The sequence below is a fragment of the Bacillus sp. DHT2 genome (assembly GCF_026241455.1).
GTDB classification, from domain to species: Bacteria; Bacillota; Bacilli; order Bacillales; family Bacillaceae_G; genus Bacillus_A; species Bacillus_A pseudomycoides.
The window spans coordinates 209,722-234,008 of sequence record NZ_JAPHWH010000007.1 but is presented as its reverse complement, the minus strand read 5'-3'; the positions used below and the strand labels follow the sequence as shown (position 1 = coordinate 234,008).

Annotated in this window: 30 protein-coding genes; 27 read left to right on the top strand and 3 right to left on the bottom strand. The window is 37.9% G+C overall.

Translation table 11 applies throughout. The features are described 5' to 3' along the window. Positions 1-11: 11 nt before the first annotated feature. Entirely contained in the window at positions 12-539 is a 528-nt protein-coding gene (locus ORL93_RS18305; RefSeq protein WP_018764917.1) for a DUF2529 domain-containing protein, read from the bottom strand. Positions 540-744: 205 nt separating this feature from the next. On the opposite strand from ORL93_RS18305, the gene spo0F reads away from it, so the two are divergent. From spo0F to ORL93_RS18235, 14 genes are all read left to right on the top strand, one after another. Further along, positions 745-1,113, top strand: coding sequence for a sporulation initiation phosphotransferase Spo0F (spo0F, locus tag ORL93_RS18300; protein ID WP_000398590.1), 369 nt, complete (start codon positions 745-747; stop codon positions 1,111-1,113). A gap of 210 nt (positions 1,114-1,323) precedes the next feature. Beyond that, positions 1,324-2,181, top strand: coding sequence for a class II fructose-bisphosphate aldolase (locus ORL93_RS18295; RefSeq protein ID WP_018764918.1), 858 nt, complete (start codon positions 1,324-1,326; stop codon positions 2,179-2,181). Between the two features lie 388 nt (positions 2,182-2,569). Continuing rightward, entirely contained in the window at positions 2,570-3,859 is a 1,290-nt protein-coding gene (murA, locus tag ORL93_RS18290) for a UDP-N-acetylglucosamine 1-carboxyvinyltransferase (RefSeq protein ID WP_018764919.1), read from the top strand. Positions 3,860-4,048: 189 nt separating this feature from the next. Further along, a complete protein-coding gene (glpX, locus tag ORL93_RS18285) occupies positions 4,049-5,014 on the top strand; it encodes a class II fructose-bisphosphatase (protein WP_003209232.1) in 966 nt (321 codons plus the stop codon). 217 nt (positions 5,015-5,231) lie between these two features. Beyond that, positions 5,232-6,503: a transcription termination factor Rho gene (rho, locus tag ORL93_RS18280; RefSeq protein WP_003202242.1), complete on the top strand. Its 1,272-nt coding sequence runs from the start codon at positions 5,232-5,234 to the stop codon at positions 6,501-6,503. A gap of 377 nt (positions 6,504-6,880) precedes the next feature. Then, on the top strand, positions 6,881-7,126 hold the full coding sequence (locus ORL93_RS18275; protein WP_000643436.1) for a type B 50S ribosomal protein L31: 246 nt from the start codon (positions 6,881-6,883) through the stop codon (positions 7,124-7,126). A 109-nt stretch (positions 7,127-7,235) separates the two neighbouring features. Then, positions 7,236-7,820 carry a thymidine kinase gene (locus ORL93_RS18270; RefSeq protein ID WP_006096669.1) on the top strand — a complete coding sequence of 195 codons (585 nt, stop codon included), beginning with the start codon at positions 7,236-7,238 and terminating at the stop codon, positions 7,818-7,820. Positions 7,821-8,073: 253 nt separating this feature from the next. Further along, positions 8,074-9,141, top strand: a complete 1,068-nt coding sequence (gene prfA, locus ORL93_RS18265; protein WP_026008495.1) for a peptide chain release factor 1 — start codon at positions 8,074-8,076, stop codon at positions 9,139-9,141. After that, positions 9,141-9,992, top strand: a complete 852-nt coding sequence (prmC, locus tag ORL93_RS18260) for a peptide chain release factor N(5)-glutamine methyltransferase (protein ID WP_018764920.1) — start codon at positions 9,141-9,143, stop codon at positions 9,990-9,992. The genes prfA and prmC overlap by 1 nt, the downstream gene beginning before the upstream one ends. A gap of 259 nt (positions 9,993-10,251) precedes the next feature. After that, positions 10,252-11,127, top strand: a complete 876-nt coding sequence (gene spoIIR / locus ORL93_RS18255; protein ID WP_018764921.1) for a stage II sporulation protein R — start codon at positions 10,252-10,254, stop codon at positions 11,125-11,127. Between the two features lie 50 nt (positions 11,128-11,177). Next, positions 11,178-11,636: a GNAT family N-acetyltransferase gene (locus ORL93_RS18250; RefSeq protein ID WP_018764922.1), complete on the top strand. Its 459-nt coding sequence runs from the start codon at positions 11,178-11,180 to the stop codon at positions 11,634-11,636. Positions 11,637-11,743: 107 nt separating this feature from the next. Next, positions 11,744-12,787, top strand: a complete 1,044-nt coding sequence (locus ORL93_RS18245; protein WP_016112693.1) for an L-threonylcarbamoyladenylate synthase — start codon at positions 11,744-11,746, stop codon at positions 12,785-12,787. A 333-nt stretch (positions 12,788-13,120) separates the two neighbouring features. Continuing rightward, positions 13,121-13,669, top strand: coding sequence for a manganese efflux pump MntP (locus ORL93_RS18240; RefSeq protein ID WP_265959351.1), 549 nt, complete (start codon positions 13,121-13,123; stop codon positions 13,667-13,669). A gap of 229 nt (positions 13,670-13,898) precedes the next feature. Continuing rightward, entirely contained in the window at positions 13,899-14,174 is a 276-nt protein-coding gene (locus tag ORL93_RS18235; protein WP_018764923.1) for a DUF3935 domain-containing protein, read from the top strand. Positions 14,175-14,239: 65 nt separating this feature from the next. On the opposite strand, the gene ORL93_RS18230 is transcribed toward ORL93_RS18235, so the two are convergent. Both ORL93_RS18230 and ORL93_RS18225 read right to left on the bottom strand, forming a co-directional pair. Then, complete coding sequence (locus ORL93_RS18230) at positions 14,240-14,851, bottom strand: flavin reductase family protein (protein ID WP_003202262.1); 612 nt, start codon at positions 14,849-14,851, stop codon at positions 14,240-14,242. A 366-nt stretch (positions 14,852-15,217) separates the two neighbouring features. After that, complete coding sequence (locus ORL93_RS18225) at positions 15,218-15,604, bottom strand: DoxX family protein (protein WP_016112690.1); 387 nt, start codon at positions 15,602-15,604, stop codon at positions 15,218-15,220. Between the two features lie 383 nt (positions 15,605-15,987). On the opposite strand from ORL93_RS18225, the gene ORL93_RS18220 reads away from it, so the two are divergent. The 13 genes from ORL93_RS18220 to ORL93_RS18160 all read left to right on the top strand — a co-directional run bounded on the left by ORL93_RS18220 (position 15,988) and on the right by ORL93_RS18160 (position 24,285). Beyond that, positions 15,988-16,485: a PTS sugar transporter subunit IIA gene (locus ORL93_RS18220; protein WP_003202266.1), complete on the top strand. Its 498-nt coding sequence runs from the start codon at positions 15,988-15,990 to the stop codon at positions 16,483-16,485. A gap of 264 nt (positions 16,486-16,749) precedes the next feature. After that, positions 16,750-17,190: a low molecular weight protein arginine phosphatase gene (locus ORL93_RS18215; protein ID WP_265959350.1), complete on the top strand. Its 441-nt coding sequence runs from the start codon at positions 16,750-16,752 to the stop codon at positions 17,188-17,190. Positions 17,191-17,328: 138 nt separating this feature from the next. Continuing rightward, positions 17,329-17,772, top strand: a complete 444-nt coding sequence (gene rpiB, locus ORL93_RS18210; protein ID WP_003202270.1) for a ribose 5-phosphate isomerase B — start codon at positions 17,329-17,331, stop codon at positions 17,770-17,772. Between the two features lie 57 nt (positions 17,773-17,829). After that, on the top strand, positions 17,830-18,402 hold the full coding sequence (locus ORL93_RS18205) for a TIGR01440 family protein (RefSeq protein ID WP_265959349.1): 573 nt from the start codon (positions 17,830-17,832) through the stop codon (positions 18,400-18,402). Between the two features lie 251 nt (positions 18,403-18,653). Then, positions 18,654-19,895 (top strand): serine hydroxymethyltransferase, encoded by a 1,242-nt coding sequence (gene glyA, locus ORL93_RS18200; protein WP_018764927.1) that lies wholly within the window; start codon positions 18,654-18,656, stop codon positions 19,893-19,895. Positions 19,896-20,346: 451 nt separating this feature from the next. Further along, a complete protein-coding gene (upp, locus tag ORL93_RS18195) occupies positions 20,347-20,976 on the top strand; it encodes a uracil phosphoribosyltransferase (RefSeq protein ID WP_003202275.1) in 630 nt (209 codons plus the stop codon). A gap of 373 nt (positions 20,977-21,349) precedes the next feature. Beyond that, the gene (locus ORL93_RS18190; protein WP_003202277.1) at positions 21,350-21,463 is read left to right on the top strand and encodes a DUF4024 domain-containing protein; all 114 of its coding nucleotides are present in this window, start codon (positions 21,350-21,352) and stop codon (positions 21,461-21,463) included. Between the two features lie 26 nt (positions 21,464-21,489). Beyond that, positions 21,490-21,714: an AtpZ/AtpI family protein gene (locus tag ORL93_RS18185; RefSeq protein ID WP_001171217.1), complete on the top strand. Its 225-nt coding sequence runs from the start codon at positions 21,490-21,492 to the stop codon at positions 21,712-21,714. Beyond that, a complete protein-coding gene (locus tag ORL93_RS18180; protein ID WP_265959348.1) occupies positions 21,714-22,106 on the top strand; it encodes an ATP synthase subunit I in 393 nt (130 codons plus the stop codon). The genes ORL93_RS18185 and ORL93_RS18180 overlap by 1 nt, the downstream gene beginning before the upstream one ends. Before the next feature lie 7 nt (positions 22,107-22,113). Then, positions 22,114-22,833, top strand: coding sequence for a F0F1 ATP synthase subunit A (gene atpB / locus ORL93_RS18175; RefSeq protein ID WP_006096655.1), 720 nt, complete (start codon positions 22,114-22,116; stop codon positions 22,831-22,833). 61 nt (positions 22,834-22,894) lie between these two features. Further along, entirely contained in the window at positions 22,895-23,113 is a 219-nt protein-coding gene (gene atpE / locus ORL93_RS18170; RefSeq protein WP_000052064.1) for a F0F1 ATP synthase subunit C, read from the top strand. 126 nt (positions 23,114-23,239) lie between these two features. Then, a complete protein-coding gene (gene atpF, locus ORL93_RS18165; protein ID WP_003202282.1) occupies positions 23,240-23,746 on the top strand; it encodes a F0F1 ATP synthase subunit B in 507 nt (168 codons plus the stop codon). Then, positions 23,743-24,285, top strand: a complete 543-nt coding sequence (locus tag ORL93_RS18160) for a F0F1 ATP synthase subunit delta (RefSeq protein ID WP_265959347.1) — start codon at positions 23,743-23,745, stop codon at positions 24,283-24,285. Before atpF ends, ORL93_RS18160 begins: the two co-directional genes overlap by 4 nt. Positions 24,286-24,287 lie beyond the last annotated feature (2 nt).

Sequence of the window (24,287 nt, the reverse complement as noted above, 5' to 3'; positions counted from 1 at the left end):
GCCTTTTTTTTTTACTCATATTCGTTTATCATTTCATCAATTGTAAATTTTAATCCGTGATAAGCAAATAGAGATAAGATTAAACTTGGGAACCCATAACGGTTGCCTTCATCATCCGGGATTAAACCTTTTAGCAATTTTGTATCAATATGTACATCTGTGAATTGTTCTAGTGAGACTTCGCCATTTTGGATGGCTGAAATACCAACAATGGAGTGTCCTTCTTCTTGTAGCTGCTTCGCTAATGAAATAATATTTTCATCTGTTGAAAAACGACTGATAAGAAGTACGCGGTCTGCGGATGTCACTTCTGCTTTTGTACCATTTTCGATTAAGCGCTTTGCATGTTTTAGCGGCTCTGCGCCGTGTAATGCTTCCGAAACAACGCCGTCCATTTCGTTTGTACCGTGTAAATAAACGATGCCATCACCAACTAACGCTTGCGCAAGTAGACGGGCACTATCTTCTATATTCATCTCTTCTTTTTGAGAAATCTTTGTGAAATAGCCGCTTAGCTGAGTAGAAAAAATTTTTAACATTGTATTGCTCCTTTCGATTGTGTTAAGGCGGCTTTCATTATAGCTTATTTTTTTAGAAAGGCGAAGTAATAGAGGTAGCATAACAAAATAGTAGGCGGTAAAATAAGAAAGAAATGGGAAGGAATTTGGTAAAGAATAGCGAAAATAAATCGAATAAGATATAAGAAGCTTTTAATCTTGTATTTACACAGAAAGGTTGGGGACTATGGAAGGGAAAATTTTAATCGTTGATGATCAATACGGCATTCGTGTGTTATTGCATGAAGTGTTCCAAAAAGAAGGTTATCAAACGTTCCAAGCAGCAAATGGATTTCAAGCTTTAGATATTGTGAAAAAGGATAATCCAGATTTAGTTATTCTAGATATGAAAATTCCAGGTATGGATGGTATAGAGATTTTAAAACATGTGAAAGAAATTAACGAAGATATTAAAGTTATTTTAATGACTGCTTATGGGGAGTTGGATATGATCCAAGAAGCAAAAGATTTAGGAGCTTTAATGCACTTTGCTAAGCCGTTTGATATTGATGAAATTCGCCAAGCAGTACGAAATGAAATCGCTGTAGAGGCTTAAAAATGAATTTTTTATAAAAAATATGAAAAAAAGCGTTTACATGGACTGATGAGCAGGTGAATACAGTTGAGTTTTTGAGTACAAGTTGTTATCCTATTGAGTGTAGAAAAAAGTCCGGTATGTAGATATACATATTTTACCTTATTCTGGTCATACTACCAGCGATAAGAACTTATCGGATACAAAAAACGTTTTTTAGGAGGATTCATCATGCCTTTAGTTTCCATGAAAGAAATGCTAAACAAAGCACTAGAAGGAAAATACGCAGTTGGTCAATTCAACATGAACAACTTAGAGTGGACTCAAGCTATCTTAGCTGCTGCGGAAGAAGAAAAATCTCCTGTAATCTTAGGTGTATCTGAGGGTGCAGCTCGTCATATGACTGGTTTCAAAACAGTTGTAGCTATGGTTAGAGCTTTAATCGAAGAAATGAACATCACTGTTCCTGTAGCGATTCACCTTGACCATGGTTCAAGCTTCGAAAAATGTAAAGAAGCAATCGATGCAGGTTTCACATCTGTAATGATCGACGCTTCTCACCACCCATTCGAAGAAAACGTTGAAACTACTAAAAAAGTAGTAGAATACGCACACGCTCGTAACGTATCTGTAGAAGCTGAGCTTGGTACAGTTGGCGGACAAGAAGACGATGTAATCGCTGAAGGCGTTATCTATGCTAATCCTGAAGAGTGTAAACACCTTGTTGAAGCAACAGGTATCGATTGCCTAGCTCCAGCTTTAGGTTCTGTACACGGCCCTTACAAAGGTGAGCCTAACTTAGGATTTAAAGAAATGGAACAAGTTCGCGACTTCACTGGTGTACCTTTAGTACTTCACGGTGGTACTGGTATCCCAACTGCTGATATCGTAAAAGCTATTTCTTTAGGTACTTCAAAAATCAACGTAAACACTGAGAACCAAATCGAGTTTACAAAAGCTGTTCGTGAAGTATTAAACAAAGATCAAGAAGTTTACGATCCTCGTAAATTTATCGGACCTGGCCGCGAAGCTATCAAAGCAACTGTTATTGGTAAAATTCGTGAATTCGGTTCTAACGGTAAAGCGTAAGAATAAAATTCCGTTTTGGAAACCGTCTAGTCTTTTAGACGGTTTCCTTTCGTTGTATAATGAAAGCGTGAACAAGTCTTAAGATTAAATGAATTGCCAATTTATTCACATAAACTGTAAGGAAATGTGAAAATGGAAAATGGTGTGAATGATTCTATTAATAAACGTTATCATGTATCTAAGATGAATTGACGAGTATAGCTTGACGGGCAGTTAGTCTTCATCTACTCGCCTAAAGCCTACCTATTCTAAGGTGAGGGCTTACCACTTGTTAAGTTGAGGAAAGGGAAAAGTCAAAAATGATTGGCTCTTTTGTTTTTCTTGATAGTATGCTGAACAAATGAGATTCTTAAGGAAAATAAATACATTCATAAGAAGGGAGCTCAACATGGAAAAGTTGCTGATTGAAGGTGGAAGACCTTTAAACGGATCAATTCGCGTGAGCGGTGCAAAGAACAGTGCTGTTGCTCTAATTCCAGCGACCATTTTAGCTGATACTCCAGTGACCATCGGTGGTGTACCTAATATTTCAGATGTGAAGATGTTAGGAGACCTATTAGAGGAAATTGGAGGAGCTGTAACGTACAATCAGGAGGAAGAGATGACGGTTGATCCTTCCAAAATGGTTGCTATGCCCTTGCCGAACGGGAAGGTAAAAAAATTACGTGCTTCTTATTACTTGATGGGCGCTATGCTTGGCCGCTTTAACAAAGCTGTAATTGGGCTTCCTGGTGGATGTCACTTAGGGCCAAGACCAATTGATCAGCACATTAAAGGATTTGAAGCATTAGGTGCACATGTGACAAATGAGCAAGGTGCAATCTATTTAAGAGCGGATGAATTACGAGGAGCTCGTATTTATTTAGATGTTGTTAGTGTAGGAGCAACGATTAACATTATGCTAGCAGCTGTGCGTGCAAAAGGTAGAACGGTGATTGAAAACGCTGCGAAAGAACCAGAAATTATTGATGTAGCAACATTACTAACAAGTATGGGGGCACGAATTAAAGGTGCTGGTACAGATGTGATTCGTATTGATGGTGTGAATTCTCTGCACGGTTGTCACCATTCTATTATTCCAGACCGAATTGAAGCGGGTACGTACATGATTTTAGGAGCGGCGTCTGGTGGAGAAATAACAGTTGATAATGTAATCCCGCAACATTTAGAGTCAATCACTGCAAAATTACGAGAAGCTGGTGTACAAGTTGAGACGAACGATGATCAAATTAAGGTAAATGGGGATCGTAAATTAAAGATTGTTGATATAAAAACACTTGTGTATCCAGGATTTCCGACAGATTTACAACAACCTTTTACAACTCTTTTAACAAAGGCGCATGGAACGGGAGTTGTAACGGATACGATTTACGGTGCTCGTTTTAAACATATTGATGAATTGCGCCGGATGAATGCACAAATTAAGGTAGAAGGCCGTTCTGCTATTGTGACAGGACCTGTTGCTTTGCAAGGAGCAAAGGTAAAAGCGAGCGATTTACGAGCGGGTGCTGCACTTGTAATTGCAGGATTAATGGCTGAAGGGATTACAGAAGTGACAGGGCTTGAACATATTGACCGAGGTTATGAAAATATAGTAGACAAGCTTAAAGGTCTTGGTGCGAACATTTGGCGAGAACAAATGACGCGGCAAGAGATTGAAGAAATGAAAAATGCATAATTTGCAATGATTGTTGGCAATGTACTCTTGATATGGAGTTTTGCTTATTATTGCAAGATGAAGATGAAGTGGTGGTGCTTCCGTTAATGGGGGATGAAGAATTACTGCTGACGAAAGCTACACTTTATAGAAGGAACCGGTTCACAAAATGCGGCATAAATATTAAGACTTAAAAGGAGAGGGATTATTGTGGAAAGAAGTTTATCTATGGAGTTAGTACGTGTAACAGAGGCTGCAGCATTATCATCAGCGCGTTGGATGGGACGCGGAAAAAAAGATGAAGCAGACGGTGCAGCAACATCAGCAATGCGCGATGTGTTCGATACAATTCCGATGAAAGGTACAGTTGTAATTGGTGAAGGGGAAATGGATGAAGCGCCAATGCTATACATCGGGGAAAAATTAGGTACAGGATACGGACCGCGCGTCGATGTTGCAGTTGATCCGTTAGAAGGAACGAATATCGTAGCAGCTGGAGGCTGGAATGCACTTGCTGTTATTGCGATTGCGGATCACGGTAATTTGTTACATGCTCCTGACATGTACATGGATAAAATTGCAGTTGGACCAGAAGCAGTTGGTGCAGTTGATATTGACGCACCTATTATTGATAACTTACGCGCTGTTGCAAAAGCGAAAAATAAAGATATTGAAGATGTTGTAGCAACAGTTCTAAACCGCCCGCGTCACCAAGCGATTATTGAAGAAATTCGCAAAGCTGGCGCTCGTATTAAATTGATTAATGATGGCGATGTAGCTGGAGCAATTAATACAGCATTTGATCGTACAGGTGTTGATATTTTATTCGGTTCTGGTGGTGCACCTGAAGGCGTTCTTGCAGCAGTTGCATTAAAATGTTTGGGCGGGGAAATTCACGGGAAGCTTCTTCCTCAAAATGAAGCAGAATTAGCTCGTTGTAAAAAAATGGGTATTGAAGATATAAATCGTATCCTTCGTATGGAAGACTTAGTGAAAGGTGACGACGCAATCTTTGCAGCAACAGGCGTAACAGATGGTGAATTACTACGTGGTGTTCAATTTAAAGGCAGTGTTGGTACAACAGAATCCCTTGTTATGCGTGCAAAATCCGGAACAGTTCGTTTCGTTGACGGACGCCATAGCTTAAATAAAAAACCAAATTTAGTAATTAAATAAAGAGAAAACAGAAGCAATATAAAAAGCGGAGGCAAATTTTCTTGTCTTCGCTTCTTGTATTTGTGTTACAACGTATTGATTAAAACTGGATAAAAGGGTTACAATAGTGAATATTACCCTACTTGAACTTATTGCCTTTCATTATTATGTATTTGCCTTCCGTATATTTTCCCTTTACCCATGTGAAAAGAGAATAATGTCAAAGTGTGGTGTCTGAATGAATTTGTCAATTGCAGCATTAGAAAACATGAAATTAAAAGAGTTATACGAGCATGCGAAAGAATTTAAGATTTCGTATTACAGCAAATTAACAAAGAAAGAGTTAATTTTTGCTATATTAAAAGCTCGTGCAGAAAAAGAAGGTTTCTTCTTCATGGAAGGTGTACTCGAAATTATTCAATCTGAAGGATTTGGGTTCCTACGTCCAATCAACTATTCTCCAAGCTCAGAAGATATTTATATTTCAGCTTCGCAAATTCGTCGTTTTGATTTGCGTAATGGAGATAAGGTTTCTGGTAAAGTACGCCCGCCGAAAGAAAACGAACGCTATTTTGGATTGCTGCAAGTCGAAGCAGTAAATGGTGATGATCCAGAATCAGCAAAAGAGCGTGTGCATTTCCCTGCATTAACACCGTTATATCCAAATCGTCAAATGAAATTGGAGACGGAGCCGAAGAAACTATCAACACGCATCATGGATTTAATTGCACCAGTTGGATTTGGACAACGTGGTTTAATTGTCGCGCCTCCAAAGGCTGGTAAAACGATACTATTAAAAGAAATTGCTCATAGTGTCACAACAAATCATCCAGAAGCAGAATTAATCGTACTCTTAATTGACGAACGTCCAGAGGAAGTAACGGATATTGAACGTTCTGTTAAAGGTGATGTTGTAAGTTCTACGTTCGATGAAGTACCGGAAAACCACATTAAGGTGGCTGAGCTTGTATTAGAACGTGCGATGCGTCTTGTAGAACATAAAAAAGACGTTATCATTTTAATGGATAGTATTACCCGTTTAGCACGTGCTTACAATCTTGTTATTCCACCAAGTGGACGTACGTTATCGGGTGGTATTGACCCAGCTGCGTTCCATAGACCAAAACGATTTTTCGGGGCAGCTCGTAACATTGAAGAGGGCGGTAGCTTAACGATTTTAGCAACAGCACTTGTTGATACAGGGTCTCGTATGGATGATGTTATTTACGAGGAGTTTAAAGGAACAGGTAATATGGAACTTCATTTGGATCGCTCGTTAGCTGAGCGTCGTATCTTCCCAGCGATTGATATTCGCCGTTCTGGTACGCGTAAAGAAGATCTATTAATTCCGAAAGAACATTTAGACAAGCTATGGGGCATTCGCAAAACAATGCGTGATACACCAGACTTTGTTGAAAGTTTCTTACGCAAGATGCGTCAAATGAAAACAAATGAAGAATTTTTACAAAACATTGTTGCAGATTCCAAAAGATATGTAACAACGAAGTAAAGGGAAACGGTGATGACTCGCTTATTTTTATGCTAAGCGAGTTTTTTCATGTCTTTTTGTGGAGAAGTTTAGCTGGTTAGAGTTAAATGAGCCGTCTCCGCTTTTAGGTATATCCAGTTTCAGCGGCAAGAATGGTCGGTGGCTTCGCTTCTTCCTACGAGGCAAAAGGCGCCTCGTAGGAAGAAGCTCCATCCCCCTCTCATTCTGAACGAGCCGCTTTCGCTTTTAATTTATAAAAGACAAAAACAGGTAGTTGCAAAATGAAGTTAGCCTTGTTATAATTTCATCATATGTGTTTCATCATTATAGTTGTATTCGCAGCTAAAGATGAAAAACTCTGTTTCGAAAATGATTCAGGGCGGAAGGAGATGAAAAGAATGAAAGCAGGAATTCATCCGGATTACAAGAAAGTTGTATTCATGGACACAAACACAGGCTTCAAATTCTTAAGCGGATCTACTAAAGGATCTAGCGAAACGGTTGAGTGGGAAGATGGAAACACTTATCCATTACTAAAAGTTGAGATCAGTTCTGATTCTCACCCATTCTACACTGGACGTCAGAAGTTTGCTACTGCAGACGGACGTGTTGACCGCTTCAATAAGAAATACGGTCTTAAGTAATAAAAAACATAAAACAGGCAAGTGTATCTATTCGCTTGTCTGTTTTTTTTGCGAAAATATTAAACCTTTACCCTACTTTGGATAAAAAAGTAGATGAAAGGAGAGCTCCATGTACTTAATAAATCAAAACGGTTGGGTTGAAGTGATTTGCGGAAGTATGTTTTCTGGAAAATCAGAAGAGCTCATCCGCCGCGTGCGCCGTACACAATTTGCAAAGCAACATGCGATTGTATTTAAACCATGTATTGATAACCGTTATAGTGAAGAAGATGTTGTATCACATAATGGATTAAAGGTAAAAGCAGTTCCTGTTTCAGCTTCAAAAGATATATTTAATCATATAACAGAAGAAATGGACGTTATTGCAATTGATGAGGTGCAATTCTTTGATGGGGACATTGTGGAAGTGGTGCAAATATTGGCAAATCGTGGCTATCGTGTCATTGTAGCCGGTTTAGACCAAGATTTCCGTGGTCTACCATTTGGACAAGTTCCTCAGCTGATGGCGATTGCTGAACATGTAACAAAATTGCAAGCAGTTTGTTCTGTATGCGGGTCTCCAGCAAGCCGTACACAACGTTTAATTGATGGAGAACCGGCTGCATTCGATGATCCAATTATTTTAGTTGGGGCTTCAGAGTCATATGAGCCGCGTTGTCGTCATTGTCATGCAGTACCTACAAAACAAAAATAAGTAAAACTCGCTACAGTAGGGCGGGTTTTTTTCGAAAATAGATGAAGAGTGGGGCTGCCTGTACTTTTAAAATAATATCTAGTTTCGGTGGCTTCGCTTCTTCCTGCGAGGAAAAAGGCACCTCTATGTCAGAAGCTCCATCCCCCTCCCATTCTGAGCGAGCCGCCTACACTTTTAAAATAATAATTTGCGTTTTTTTGATTAAGTACCATATACTATTTGTATTAAAGACTAGGATGTTGAGGTGAATGATGTGTTAGATCGTTTGCAAGCTGTAGAAAATCGTTATGAGAAGTTAAACGAGCTGTTAAGTGATCCAGAGGTTATTAGTGATTCGAATAAACTTCGTGAATATTCAAAGGAACAATCTGATATGCAAGAAACGGTAGAGGTGTACCGTGAGTATAAAGATGTTCGTGCGCAATTACGAGATGCGAAGGCAATGTTAGAAGAAAAGTTAGATGCTGACATGCGTGAAATGGTAAAGGAAGAAGTTTCTGAGTTAGAGGGACAAGAGAAAGAATTATCAGAGCGTCTGAAAATTTTACTTGTTCCAAAGGACCCGAATGATGATAAAAACGTTATTGTGGAGGTTCGTGGTGCTGCTGGTGGCGATGAGGCTGCTTTATTTGCTGGTGATTTATACCGTATGTATAGCCGTTATGCTGAGGTACAAGGTTGGAAAACTGAAATTATCGAAGCGAGTTATACAGAGTTAGGTGGATATAAAGAGATTATCTTTATGATCAACGGTAAAGGCGCTTTCGCAAAGTTGAAGTTTGAAAATGGTGCACACCGTGTGCAACGTGTTCCGGAAACAGAATCTGGAGGACGTATCCATACTTCTACAGCAACTGTAGCTGTATTACCGGAAGCAGAAGAAGTAGAAATCGATATTCATGAAAAAGATGTTCGTGTTGATACATTTGCTTCTAGTGGTCCTGGTGGACAAAGTGTTAATACAACGATGTCAGCGGTACGTTTAACGCATTTACCGACTGGTGTAGTTGTATCTTGTCAGGATGAAAAATCGCAAATTAAGAACAAAGAAAAAGCAATGAAAGTATTACGTGCACGTGTTTATGATAAATTTAGACAAGAAGCGCAAGCTGAGTACGATCAAAACCGTAAACAAGCTGTTGGTACGGGAGACCGTTCAGAGCGTATTCGTACGTATAACTTCCCGCAAAACCGTGTTACAGACCATCGAATCGGTTTAACGATTCAGAAGCTAGATCAAATCTTACAAGGTAAGTTAGATGATTTCATCAATGCCTTAGTGATGGAAGATCAGGCGCAAAAGATGGAGGCAGCTGAGTAATGCGTGTCTATGAAGCCCTGAAATGGGCTTCTTCTTTTTTACAAGAAAATGGGCGAGATGAAAATGCGGGAGAAATTGTCCTTTGTCATGTATTAAAGACGAATCGAACAGGCTTAATGATGAACATGCGTGAAGAAATGTCTGAGGAACAACAGAAGACGTTTACGAACTTTATCCACAAACATGTAGGTGGGATTCCTGTTCAATATATGATGGGATATGAAATGTTTTATGGTCGTTCGTTTTTCGTAAATGAAGAAGTATTAATACCAAGACCAGAAACGGAAGAGCTTATAGTAGGTGTATTAGATAGAATCCAGCGTATGTTTGGTAAGCAGGAACTGCATATAGCTGATATTGGTACGGGAAGTGGAGCAATTTCAATTACGCTCGCTTTAGAAAATCAAAATCTTCGTATGTATACAGTAGATATCGCACAGGAATCTATTGAAGTTGCGAAAGAAAATGCAAAAGCATTAGGTGCAAATGTAAGGTTCTATCATGGTGATTTATTATCACCGTTTTATGAAACGGGGCAAAAATTAGATGTTGTTGTTTCAAATCCCCCGTATATTCCAGAAGAAGACTGGAGAGGTCTTTCTCCGGTTGTAAAAGAGCATGAACCGAAGCGTGCGCTTGTTGGCGGGGAAGATGGGCTTGATTTTTATCGCCGTTTTATGGAAGAGTTGCCAAACGTCTTGCAAAGAAAAGCAATTGTTGCTTTTGAAGTAGGCATAGGGCAAGGTGAAGATGTTAAAAGGTTATTGCAGCAGACATTTCCGCATGCCCATGTAGAAGTTGTATTTGATATTAACGGAAAAGATCGTATGGTATTTGCGGAAATGGAGTAAGGATAGAACCTTACTCCATTTTTCTATATAAATCCATTTTGCCTTTTCAACATATAAGTCGCGGCTATGAAAAATAAAAGGTGACCTGCCCGCATCTGTGCACGGCTAGATGCTCTCTTTCATCCAAAAAGAAAGGTTTTAAATCTTTTTTTCAATTTGTATTTACATACACTCGAAAGTTTTTCTATAGATTTAGAATTTAATAGTTTAGAAAGAGGTAAGAGTGTCTACACTGTTTACAGAAGGGACGGTGTAGGAGATGAAAAAACAAGCGATTGCCTATTTTCTTTTATTATTAATTGGTGCACAGTTACTTGTGCAGTTTGGATATATGAAAGTTGATGCGAAGGGAAAAACTGTTATTCCGAAAGAAGCTGTTCGATTACGTATTTTAGCAAATAGCGATTCGAAGGAAGATCAGGCGCTAAAACGTAAAGTGCGCGATGAAGTAAAGATGCAAATTGATGGTTGGGTAGCAGATTTGAAATCGTTTGAAGACGCACGTCGCGTTATTCAGAGTCACATCCCAGAAATTGAAAAAACGGTTGCTAATACGTTAAAACGCGAAGGAAGTAAAGAATCATTTCAAGTTACATTTAGCAAAAACATTAAATTTCCTACAAAAGTATATGGGAATTTTATTTATCCAGCAGGGGAATATGAAGCAGTACTCATTTCAATTGGAAAAGGTGAAGGGGCAAATTGGTGGTGCGTGTTATTCCCGCCAATGTGTTTTCTAGATTTCTCTAGTGGATCGGCTGTAAAAAAAGAAGAGCATGTTGTAAAAGCAGAATCAATGGATGAGGAAGAACGGCCAGTAAAAATACAGGAAGAAAAAGAAGAGGTATCGGAAAAACAAAATCAAGATGTTCTGTCGAAACAAAAAAAGGGACAAGAAACATCGAAAAAAGAGGTTATTTCAAAAGTACAAACTCCTGTGAAAGAAACAAATGAAAAGATTGCACAAGAAAAAAGCGTAAAACAGGGAGAAAAACAGCCTGTGGAAAAAATAGAAAAACCTCTGGAGAAGAAACAAAAACAAACAATTGAAACAGTAGAAACAGAAGAGCAAGAGGAAAAACCGAAAGTGAAATTATTTATTGTAGAAGCATTCACATCGTTATTTTCTAAATAAGTACTAGTTTGGAATCCTTCCTCATATATAGAAATGAGGAGGGATTTGTTGTGAAAAAGACTTATTTTGCTACAAACGCTGATGTTGAGAGATTACATTCTTTTTTCGGACAAGCTAATAAAAAAGATGATAAAATAAATGAGTTATACGAGCAATTTATGATATTGGAAGATGACGGAGAGATACAAGCTGTAATTGGTTATGAACAAAAAGGAGAAAATGCACTCATTCGTTCTTGTTTGTTCACACCCATTGTGGATAACAAGACTTTCTTATATTTTTTTGAAATGTTTTTGCAGTATATGAAAGAGAAAAGTATGGGGCAAGTATATTTACTCACAAATCATCCACAATCTGTGACGATCTTTCAGTTTTTTAACTTTATAACTGTGGAAAAACATAAAGTTCCAGAGGATATTCAGCAGTTAGAACATTTTTGTGAAAATATAAAACAGCAGAATGTAATAATACTAAATTGTCAGCTATTCACAAAGTTATCCACTGATTAATTGGGTTTATCCACATTTTGTGGATAAACCTTGTTTGTCTTTTGGATAAATCTCATAGTAAACTAAATATAACAAGTATTTCATGGGAAAAAAGGACGTGGGAAAAAATGCATACAAATATGTGGACTGTGGATAATGTTGTGGAAATAAAAAAAGATTATCCACAATTACAAAAAGCAGCAAAATTACTAAGGGAAAATGAAGCGATTGCTTTTCCGACAGAGACGGTATACGGGCTAGGAGCAAATGCGATGAATGATGAAGCAATTGCGAAAATTTTTGAAGCGAAAGGCAGACCGAGTGATAATCCCCTGATTGTCCATATTGGTTCTAAATCGCAGTTAAAAGGAATTGTTAGAGAAATACCAGAGGTTGCAGAAGTCTTAATGAAGCACTTTTGGCCGGGACCATTAACAATTATTTTACCGAAAAAAGAGGGGATTTCTGAAAAGGTTACGGCTGGTTTAGATACAGTTGGAGTTAGAATGCCGGATCATCCAGTGGCGCTAGCTCTTATTGAAGAAGCGAATGTACCTGTTGCAGCACCCAGTGCCAATCGTTCTGGGCGTCCGAGTCCAACACTAGCATCTCACGTATATGAAGATTTAAATGGAAAGATTGCTGGTATTGTTGATGGTGGTGCGACTGGCGTTGGGGTTGAATCAACGGTAATTGATTGTACAAGTGAAGTACCGACGATTTTACGTCCAGGTGGGATTACGAAGGAACAGCTAGAAGAAGTGATCGGAACTGTTTCGTTAGATCCTGCGCTAAAAGATGAGAAAGAAAAACCGAAGGCACCAGGGATGAAATATACACATTATGCACCGAAAGCACCACTTAGTATTGTTGAAGGGTCTCGTGATTTTATTCAACAGCTTGTAGATCAGAAGAAAGACGAAGGGTATACGGTAGGTGTATTAACGACAGAAGAATATCAACATGAATATAAAGCGGATGTTGTATTGTCTTGCGGAGTGCGAAGTGATTTAGCAAGCGTTGCAACTAAATTATACGATGTGCTGAGAACATTTGATGCCAGCAAAGTAGATGTGATTTTTAGTGAGTCATTTCCGAATGAAGGAATTGGAAATGCGATCATGAACCGTTTAACGAAAGCGGCAGGGCATCATATTATTATTGAAGAGTAGGCGAGTTGAAAAATTAAAACCTATTTTTTAGGGTGGAAGAGAGGATCCGCTCATGCATAGAAGTGGTCAGTACCTTTTTGGCCCCATGCCGAGTGAAACCAGAAGGAGAGAAAGAGCGCGGGGTCACCTTTTGTTTTTCATGGCCCTAATGTGAATGTTGGATAATTGAAATGGATGTATCCTGTAAAAGCCCGATTAGTGGGGCTAATAATCAGTAGGGGATGAAGAAAACTCCCACTGATTAAAGTTTCACTTTATACAGAAAAATTTCGTAGATTCTATTTCTCCTCGGATGAGCATATTGTGAAGTAGCAAGTCCGAGGAGGGACATGGATGACGGTTGAACAACTAGTACCTTTGATTATAATGGCATTTGCCTTAGGGGTGGATGCATTTTCTGTAAGCCTCGGCATGGGTATGATAACGCTCAGAATGCGACAAATTATTTATATCGGTATGACAATAGGGCTGTTTCATATTGTTATGCCGTTTCTCGGTATGATACTAGGTCGTTTTTTATCAGAGAAATTTGGGCATATTGCGACTGTTGCTGGGGCTATTCTGTTAATTGGATTAGGATTTTATATTGTGTATTCTTCCATTTTAGAAAGTGAAGAAACAAGGTCTGCTCCGGTAGGAATTAGCTTATTGGTATTTGCATTTAGTGTAAGTATAGATAGCTTTTCAGTTGGGCTTAGCCTCGGGATTTACGGAGCGCAAATGGTTGTAACAATATTGATGTTTGGATTGGTCAGTATGATATTAGCATGGGGTGGTTTACTTATTGGAAGACATGCAAAGCATATGCTCGGTACATATGGTGAAGTACTCGGCGGTATTATTCTTGTTGGGTTTGGATTATGTCTTCTTTTTCCAATATAATCTTGCTATCATATAAGAAAATGGTACATTTAGTTTTTGACATTTTTATCAAGATAGTTATGTAGGTTTATTGTTTACGGGGCTATTTTATAAATAGTAGTACTTTGCTGGATGAAATGAAATTGGGAATGGTAACGGAAGCCTCTTTCCTGTACAACCTTACTGTTTCTATTATTGCTTGTCGCACTAAAAATAACTCTAACTCTTATACATAGAAGGGATGGTACAAGTGACAAGAGTAAAACAAATTTTGGGTATTATTATTAGCTTTTTCGTATTTTGGTTTAGTATGCTCGGTGTACAAATGTTTGCTGAGTTTTTAGATATAAGTTCTTTAAAATTTATTGAGGGAAAAACAGATACGGCTCGTATGTTTTATTCGCCGTATCCATTTTTTATCGTTTTTCTTATTACATTGCTCTCTTTATATTTCTTTGTTGTAAAGCTTGGAAAACCGAAGAAGGAAAATGCGCCTACGCTAGAAGAAAAGCGTGAAGAAATATAAAAAAAATCCCCCGCTTATAATGGCGGGGGATTTTTTGTTGTGGAATGAACGAGCTGTCGCCACTTTTAAATTGGCCTTACAAGCTCAAATTGTTCTCCTAATTTTGCGTAGTTGTGTCCTGCTAGGCGGCTTACTGGTTTTAGTCCTTCTGCATGAATTCGTCCGTTTTCATATAAATGTTCTGCGACGTGGAACCGGACAACGCGGCCGATAAGAAGGTCACATGCTGGGGAGTCTTCTGTTCCACCTAGTGGGATGGCGCGTTCTAATACGCATTCCATTCGAATATTCGCTTCTTTTACGCCTGGTACGGAGATGACATCACTTTCGATCGGGGTTAGTTTCGCTAATTCAATTTCACTTTGATTTGGAGGGAGGTTTGCAGCGGTTTCGTTGATGGCCTCCACATAGGATTCGTCGGAAATATGTACAACAAATTCACCTTTTTCAATGGCGTTTCGAGAAGTATCTTTTCTTTCTCCTCCTTTACGTTGTACGGAAACAGAAATGAGCGGCGGATTAGCAGCAACGATATTAAAATAGCTATATGGAGCCCCGTTTAAAACACCATCTTTTGTTACAGAAGTTACGAATGCTACAGGGCGCGGAATGATACTCCCTGTTAATAATTTGTAATTATCTTTTTCTGTTTGTTCGTTTGGATTAATCGAAAGCATATTTGTAATCTCCCTTCCTCGATATGAATACTTCTTTGTTTGTTTACAAGATAATGGAGGGAAACTCCTGCTAAAAAAATATTTTTTTGACGTTTTTTGTAAATGAGAAAAAAGAATAGGAGTAGATTCCAGCTTGGAATCTACTCCTATCATTAATAAATATATAAATACATTTTGATTTTTCAACATATAAGTCGCGGCTATGAAGAATAAAAGAGGATCTGCACTCATTTTCTCGCTTTGTTTTCACTTGGCATGGGGCTGGAAAAGGACCTGACCACTTCTATGCATGGCCGGATGCTCTCTCCCACCTAAAAAAAGTTTTTTTCAATTTGCACTTATATATCTTGAAATTGAGATAACTGATTAAAGTAAAACGTAAGCGCCAGGTCCAGTTAACGCAACGCCAACTGCAATAGCGATTAAGATCATGTTATATTCAAACCCGTTTTGTGTTACCCAGTAGCCATTTTTTCCGTGTACAGTAAAGATTGCAACTAGCATTGTACCAACGATAAATAATGAGCCAACCCAAGTGAAGATACCTGCAGCGAATAAGAAACCACCTAATAGCTCAGTTGCGCCAGCCATAAATGCCATGAATACGCCAGGGCGTAAGCCGATTGATTCCATCCAGCCGCCCGTTCCTTTCAGACCGTGACCACCAAACCAGCCAAATAATTTTTGAGTACCGTGACCCATGAATGTAATTCCGATAATAAGACGAATAAGAAGAAGACCGATGTTCATCATTTATAAAACCTCCAAAAAAGTTATTTACTTACCTTATGTAAGTTATGATAAATTAGTTGCTTACTTTAGTCAAGTGACTTTTTTATAAAATTTGAAGAAAATTTTACAAATCAATAATTAAAAATAAATATGTTGTAAAGACCTCTAGACAAGTGGAGGAGAAAATACAAGTAAGAAGTTAATTCTCATAATTGTTATTCAGACAATCTGAATTGACTGGAATTTTGCAAAGCGATACAATAAGGGTCTATTGGTAATAACGTAATTCTTTTCGAAAGCGTTTTTACAATATAATATTTGAAGTATGAAGTCTTATGTGTATCTCAATCTTTACTAGGGATTGCCCTATACATTTTCAACCTAATTATAAGGAGGACTATCCTATGTTTAAAAAATTATTTGGCCTTGGTTCAAAAACAAATGTAGAAACACTCGTAGCTCCATTAACTGGAGAAGTGAAAAATATTGAAGAAGTACCAGATCCAGTATTCGCTGGTCGTATGATGGGCGACGGTGTTGCAATCGTTCCCACTGAAGGTGTAGTTGTATCACCAGTAGATGGCGAAATCGTACAATTATTCCACACAAAACATGCTGTTGGAATTAAAGCGAAAAACGGTACAGAAATTTTAATCCATGTTGGTTTAGAAACTGTAAAAATGGAAGGCGAAGGTTTCGAGGCTCACGTATCTGAAGGACAAGCTGTGAAAGCTGGCGATAAATTAATTTCTTTCGATTTAGAATTAATTCGCGAAAAAGCAAAAAGCACAATTACTCCAATTGTTATTACAAATACAGATGCAGCTGAATCTATTAATACAACTGTAGGTGTTTCAGCTACAAAAGGTTCAACAGAAGTAATGAAAGTTACAATGAAATAATGATTTTTTGTAGGGAATCCATTTTATATGAAATGGATTCCTTATTTTATTTAGTCATAAGTTTTTTTCGTGGGATGTTTTAGTGATGTATGGTACTATATTGAAGGTACTTGGAACTAGGGTTTCACATATATGTGGATAAGGCGTATTTCTCTTAGAAAAAATAAAAGGGAAATGCGCCTTTTGTATGTTCACATTTCTTTTGTTCCATTGTAATGTACGTTATGATGAATGTAGGACATTCACCATAAGGAGTGGATTTGGATGAAGCGAGTGTTGTTTGTTTGCACTGGAAATACATGTCGTAGCCCAATGGCAGAAGCGTTGCTTCGTCACTATGGGGAAGAGAAATTTGAGGCGAAGTCTGCTGGTGTTTTTGTCAGTTTTGGAAGTGATGCATCTTTACATGCAAAAGATGCATTAGCAGAAAAGGGGATTAAAGTAGCGCATGCTTCGCAGCAAATAACGAATGAATTACTTGAGTGGGCTGATATGGTACTCACGATGACGGAAAGCCATAAACAACTTGTGGTTGAATATCATCCGAGTGCTAGGGAGAAAGTGCATACATTCTATGAATTTGTAGAGGGTACAAGTAAAGATATTTCAGACCCGTTTGGCGGTTCTCTTTCTATTTATCAATCAACATTAGTAGAGATGGAAAAACTTGTACAAACTTTATTGGAAAAATATTCAGAAGGTTAATGTTTCGTGTATAATACGATATTGGAGATGATCTTGCTTGGAATGAGCAAGTGAGTATCAAACTTTTGCAATCATTCATCAGTGGGGATAAGTAATCCTATTTGATAGAAGTTTCACTAAAATTTTGGAGGGGTCAAAATGAAAGTAGTAGTAGCATCTGATCACGGTGGAATGAATATCCGCAAAGAAATCGTAAGTTTATTAGAAGAATTGAATATTGAATATGTTGATTTAGGATGTGAATGTGAAGCAGGTTCTGTTGATTATCCTGATTTTGCATTTCCAGCGGCAGAAATGGTTGCAAATGGTGAAGTAGACCGTGGTATTTTAATTTGTGGAACAGGCATTGGTATGTCAATTGCAGCAAATAAAGTACACGGTATTCGCTGTGCGTTAGTACATGATACATTTAGTGCAAGAGCAACAAGAGAACATAATGATACGAATATGTTAGCGATGGGTGAGCGTGTAATTGGTGCTGGTTTAGCGCGTGATATCGCAAAAATTTGGCTAACAACTGATTATGAAGGCGGACGTCACGAAAATCGCGTAGGGAAAATTAAAACATACGAAGCGAAGTAATCTTCTATTAGGACATACTATAATTTGTTGAACCAATCTGTGAAAGGAAGAGGCGTCATGACGGAAATAGTAAAAATGAAAGAGCAGCTACAAATATCGCTTTCTGATTTTCAAGAGCAAGCTTCTTTACAAAGCGGGCAAATTTTTGTAGTGGGCTGTAGCACGAGCGAGGTGCTCGGAGAGAGAATTGGGACATCAGGAACGATGGAAGTGGCGGAAGCGATTTTTTTTGAGCTAAAACAATTTCAAGAGCAAGCTGGTATAGAGTTGGCATTCCAATGTTGTGAGCATTTAAATCGTGCTTTAGTAGTAGAGAGAGAAGTGGCAATGAAGTATCAATTTGAAATTGTAACTGTTACGCCTGTTAGATCAGCCGGTGGTGCATTAGCAACATATGCCTATCACAATCTAAAGGATCCTGTAGTCGTGGAATTTATAAAAGCAGATGCGGGCATGGATATCGGTGATACACTTATTGGTATGCATCTAAAACATGTTGCGGTTCCAATTCGTACACGTGTAAAAGAGATTGGAAGTGCACACGTAACGATGGCTAAAACACGTGCGAAACTTATTGGTGGGGCACGTGCTGTATATGCGGCAGTAGAAGAAACAGTTACTTGTAGCTAAAAATAAAGAAGAAACAGAAATACTGTATCCTTTATATAACATGTAAAGAGGTATGTAGTCTGACTTGGTAAAGGATAAAAGAAAAGACCGAACTCGGTCTTTTTTTCTTTTATGATATAGAAAGTCATGTTAGAATGTAGTTGAAAACATGAAGGTTCTAAAGAATTACAACTTGAATTTTCGTTTTTTCTCAATAAATAAGAAAAAACTATCGGGAATCAGTGTAATTCGTTCAGAAAAGGGGGATTTTGGTGGATCATTTAAAACGTCAAGATGAAAAGGTATTTGCTGCAATTGAAGCAGAACTAGGAAGACAGCGTTCAAAAATTGAATTAATTGCCTCAGAAAACTTCGTAAGTGAAGCTGTAATGGAAGCACAAGGTTCTGTTTTAACAAACAAGTATGCAGAAGGATATCCTGGTAAACGTTACTATGGCGGTTGTGAGCATGTAGACGTAGTAGAGGATATTGCACGTGATCGCGTGAAAGAAATCTTTGGCGCAGAGCATGTGAACGTTCAACCACACTCTGGTGCACAAGCGAACATGGCTGTATACTTCACGATTTTAGAGCAAGGCGATACAGTACTTGGTATGAATTTATCCCACGGTGGTCACTTAACACACGGAAGCCCTGTTAACTTTAGTGGAGTACAATATAATTTCGTAGAATATGGCGTTGATGCTGAATCACACCGCATCAATTATGATGATGTGTTAGCAAAAGCAAAAGAACATAAGCCAAAATTAATTGTTGCAGGTGCAAGTGCGTACCCTCGTGTTATCGATTTCAAGAGATTCCGTGAAATCGCAGACGAAGTTGGTGCATACTTAATGGTAGATATGGCACATATCGCAGGTTTAGTTGCAGCAGGTTTACATCCAAACCCAGTACCACATGCACATTTCGTTACAACAACAACACATAAAACATTACGTGGCCCACGTGGCGGTATGATTTTATGTGAAGAAAAATTTGCAAAGCAAATTGATAAATCAATCTTTCCTGGTATTCAAGGTGGACCACTAATGCACGTAATTGCTGCGAAAGCTGTTGCATTTGGTGAGACACTTCAAGAAGACTTTAAAACATATGCACAAAATATCATTAATAATGCACAGCGCTTAGCAGAAGGTCTTCAAAAGGAAGGACTTACACTTGTTTCTGGTGGAACGGACAACCATCTTATCTTAATCGATGTTCGTAACCTAGATATTACAGGTAAAGTTGCAGAGCATGTATTAGATGAAGTTGGTATTACTGTAAACAAGAACACAATCCCATTTGAAACAGCAAGCCCATTTGTAACAAGCGGTGTACGTATTGGTACAGCGGCGGTAACATCTCGTGGCTTCGGATTAGAAGAAATGGATGAAATTGCAGCAATTATTGCTCATACGTTAAAAAATCATGAGGATGAAGTTGCATTAGAAGAAGCACGTAAGCGTGTAGAAGCATTAACAGATAAGTTCCCAATGTATACAGATCTATAATAGATTAGATGAAGACTGCTGAAGCATATATTGTTTCAGCAGTCTTTTTTTCATTTGAAACACAAGTTCTTAATAGATAGTTTTTCAGAATACCTTCTATAAGTGATAGTTTCTACCGTAGAAGATATGAAATTGTAGTTTTCTCTGTCTGCGAGTGGCAGGATAAATGGGTTTTAAGGTAGTGAAATTTGGATATTTTCACATAGGAGAGCGGGTTAGCTAAGTGAGAACATAGATAACTTCCGAAGTATGTATACAAACAATGAATAATTTTTGGATATATAATGAAGGATACAACTTCCATAATTGGTAAAGATATTAGGTAGGTTCATAATAGGTTTGAAACTTTTCCAAATTTGCCCTTGAATATTAGTAGCGTTTTCTTTACAATCGTAAATAGTGTAAAACGGCGTGTACGCACGCATGAATATCATCTGAAGGAGAGATTCACATGGGAAAACTGTATGTATTTGATCACCCGTTAATTCAACATAAGATTACATATATTCGCGATAAAAATACAGGTACAAAAGAATTTCGTGAATTAGTGGATGAAGTAGCAAGCTTAATGGCATTTGAAATTACACGCGATCTTCCACTTGAAGAAATCGAAATTGAAACACCTGTAAGCAAAGCGAAAACAAAAGTGATCGCTGGTAAAAAGCTTGGTCTAATTCCGATTTTACGTGCAGGCTTAGGAATGGTAGACGGAATTCTGAAATTAATCCCAGCAGCAAAAGTAGGACACGTTGGTTTATACCGTGACCCAAAAACATTGCAACCGGTAGAATACTATGTGAAACTTCCAACGGATGTAGAAGAACGTGACTTTATCGTACTTGATCCGATGTTAGCGACAGGTGGTTCTGCAGCTGAAGCAATTAACTCTCTGAAAAAGCGCGGTGCGAAGCAAATTAAATTAATGTGTATCGTAGCTGCACCAGAAGGAGTAAAAGTAGTACAAGAAGAACATCCTGATGTTGATATTTATGTGGCGGCATTAGATGAAAAATTAAATGACCATGGTTATGTTGTTCCAGGTCTTGGCGATGCTGGTGACCGTTTATTTGGAACGAAGTAAGACAACAGACGAGAGGGAATTCCCCACTCGTCTTTTTTGTATAAATATTGAGGGCAGGGGAGGAGTGTGGTATTTTTTGTATATGCAACATAACTTGCATATTTTTCACATATAATATAGAAGTCAAACGTCTAATAAGCCCTATATTATAGAAGAAAAACGTTATATCGTAAAAATATAATCGTGACAAACTTGTGAACTTTTTCTTCTATTATAAGGAGAAAACTTGAAGGAATCAGATATCTTTGACCAGTATTTAGAAGGGGAACGTTTTCATTTTTGGCAAGAAATTACTAATACTCAAATTTTTTGATTTTTTACGATTTCTCGTTGACAGTGCTAATACCCTATTGTATGCTAACTACGGGGATGGATGGTAGGGCTTTCAGTGACAAATTTGCATCTATTCCGTGACGAAAAAGTAAACTTTTTATTTTGTATAGAATTTATGCAAGAAAATGAGTTATTATTAACACATCGTGAATGAGGGTTACATATTGGAGGGATGAATCCTTGCAAAAAAACGATCGCAACCCGGTAAAAGCTTATGCTTTAATGTCAGGTATTCTTGCTCAATTAGTTGGTTCCATTCTTGTTGGGATTTTTGGTGGGCAATGGATTGATAGTAAGGTTGGAACGTTTCCGTTGTTTCTTATTATAGGCTTATTGCTAGGATTAGGAACAGGGATTTACGCAATGATTCGACTCATTCGACATTACTATTCGGGAGAGCAATGATGATAGATGTACATGGACTTGTCCACAGACAAAAGAAATATATGTACTACTTGCTTGCGCTTCTAGTGCTAGGATGGGGATTTACCTCTTACAAGGATGTATTTCCTGGACTGATTATCGGAACGATTTTCAGTTTTCTTAGTTTGCGCATCATTGCACGTAGAACAGACAAGCTATTAGATCGCGTTACAAATGGAGAACACGTGAAATTTAAAGCGACGGCTGTTAGTACATATTCGAGATTTGCCACGATTGGGTTATTAATTTTATTTGCCGCGAAATATCAGCATTTAATTGCGATGTGGAGCTTAGGTGTAGGATTGCTGACAGGATATCTTGTCATGATCATAGATTTTCTTTATTTAGAGTATAAGAGCAGGGAAGAGAGGTGAATTACTAGTGGAACACGGTAAATTAGTTGAATTTCTAGGTTTAACGTTCGATTTGTCCTCAGTCATGATGGTTACTGTGGCAGCAGTTATTGTTTTCTTAATCGCTGTTATTGGAACTCGCACATTAGCTCTTCGTCCAACAGGAATGCAAAACTTTCTTGAGTGGATTTTAGACTTTGCGAAAGGGATTATTAACAGTACGATGGACTGGAAAACAGGTGGACGCTTTTTAACACTCGGCGTTACACTTATGATGTTTATTTTCGTATCAAACATGCTCGGCCTACCATTCATGTATTCAACAACTGAGGCTGGTGAACACATTGCATGGTGGAGATCGCCAACGTCTGACCCAGCAGTTACATTAACATTAGCCGTGATGGTAGTTACCCTCACCCATTATTATGGAATTAAGATGAAGGGTACAAAAGAATACTTAAAAGGATTTTTCCAACCTATGAAGTTCTTATTTCCTTTAAAGGTTATTGAGGAATTTGCTAACACATTAACGTTAGGTCTTCGTCTATTCGGTAACATCTATGCTGGTGAGATTTTATTAGGATTACTTGCTAAATTAGGCGGAAGTACAGTACTTGGAGCATTAGGTGCTATTGTGCCGATGTTAGCATGGATGGGATTCAGTGTATTCGTTGGTTCAATCCAAGCGTTTATCTTTACAATGTTAACGATGGTTTATATGGCTCATAAAGTAAGTCATGACCATTAATATACTTTAATAAGTAAGTAAAAAAATCTATTTTTTTATAATACAAAGGAGGACAAATTAAATGAGTTTAGGTGTAATCGCAGCTGCAATTGCAATTGGTTTATCAGCATTAGGTGCAGGTATTGGTAACGGTCTTATCGTATCACGTACAATCGAAGGTGTTGCTCGTCAACCAGAATTAAAAGGCGCACTTCAAACAATTATGTTCATCGGGGTTGCATTAGTTGAGGCACTTCCAATCATCGGTGTAGTTATTGCATTCATCGTAATGAACAAATAAGGGAGACTCCCCTTACATAGATGGCGAAGAGTGTTTTTGGACTTTCTTCGCCATTGCTTTATGAACGAAATGGTTGTCTTTTTTTTCATATAGTCAATTTAGATATCACGAAGGGAGTGAATCCTTGTGCCAACTTTAATTTTAGGAGCTGCCATTCCATTTGGAACGATTGCTTATACATTGTTAGTTTTCCTAATTTTATTAATTATGCTACGTAAATTTGCTTGGGGTCCTTTGATGGGAATTATGAAGGAACGTGAAGAGCATGTTGCTAGTGAAATCGATGCTGCAGAACAAAACAATGCAGAGGCGAAGAAATTAGTAGAAGAACAACGTGAAATGTTAAAACAATCACGTGTTGAAGCACAAGAGTTAATCGAAAGAGCGAAAAAGCAAGCAGAAGATCAAAAAGATGTTATTGTTGCTGCTGCAAAAGAAGAAGCAGAATCTATTAAAGCATCTGCTGTACAAGAAATTCAACGCGAAAAAGAGCATGCGATTGCTGCTCTGCAAGAACAAGTCGCTTCTTTATCTGTTCAAATTGCTTCTAAAGTAATTGAGAAAGAATTAAAAGAAGAAGACCAAGTGAAGTTAATTCGCGATTATATTAAAGAAGTAGGAGAAGCGCGATGAGCAATGAGATTGTAGCAAAACGTTATGCTGTCGCTCTTTTTCAAATTGCAAAAGAAAAACACGTATTAGAAATGTTTGAGGAAGAATTGCTCCTTGTACAAAACGTTTTTGTAAAAAACGGAGAACTACATAGCTTTTTAACACAACCAAACATTTCAAAGGAGCAGAAAAAAACGTTTCTTTCTAACGTGTTTGCTTCTGTTTCTGAATCAATTTTAAATACGTTATATATTTTAGTTGATAACAAACGTATTGAAATTCTACCTGAAATTGCAAATGAATATGTTGCTCTTGCTAATGAAGAACGTAACGTAGCTGATGCAACTGTATATTCAGTTCGTCTTCTATCAGAAGATGAAAAGCTTAACATTGCAGAATCATTTGCAAAAAGAACAGGAAAAGATGCAATCCGTATAAAAAATGTTGTAGATGAAGATTTACTAGGCGGCATTAAAGTACGCATTGGAAATCGCATTTATGATGGTAGTTTACAAGGAAAATTAGCACGTATTCAGCGTGAACTTATGAAGAATAGATAGGG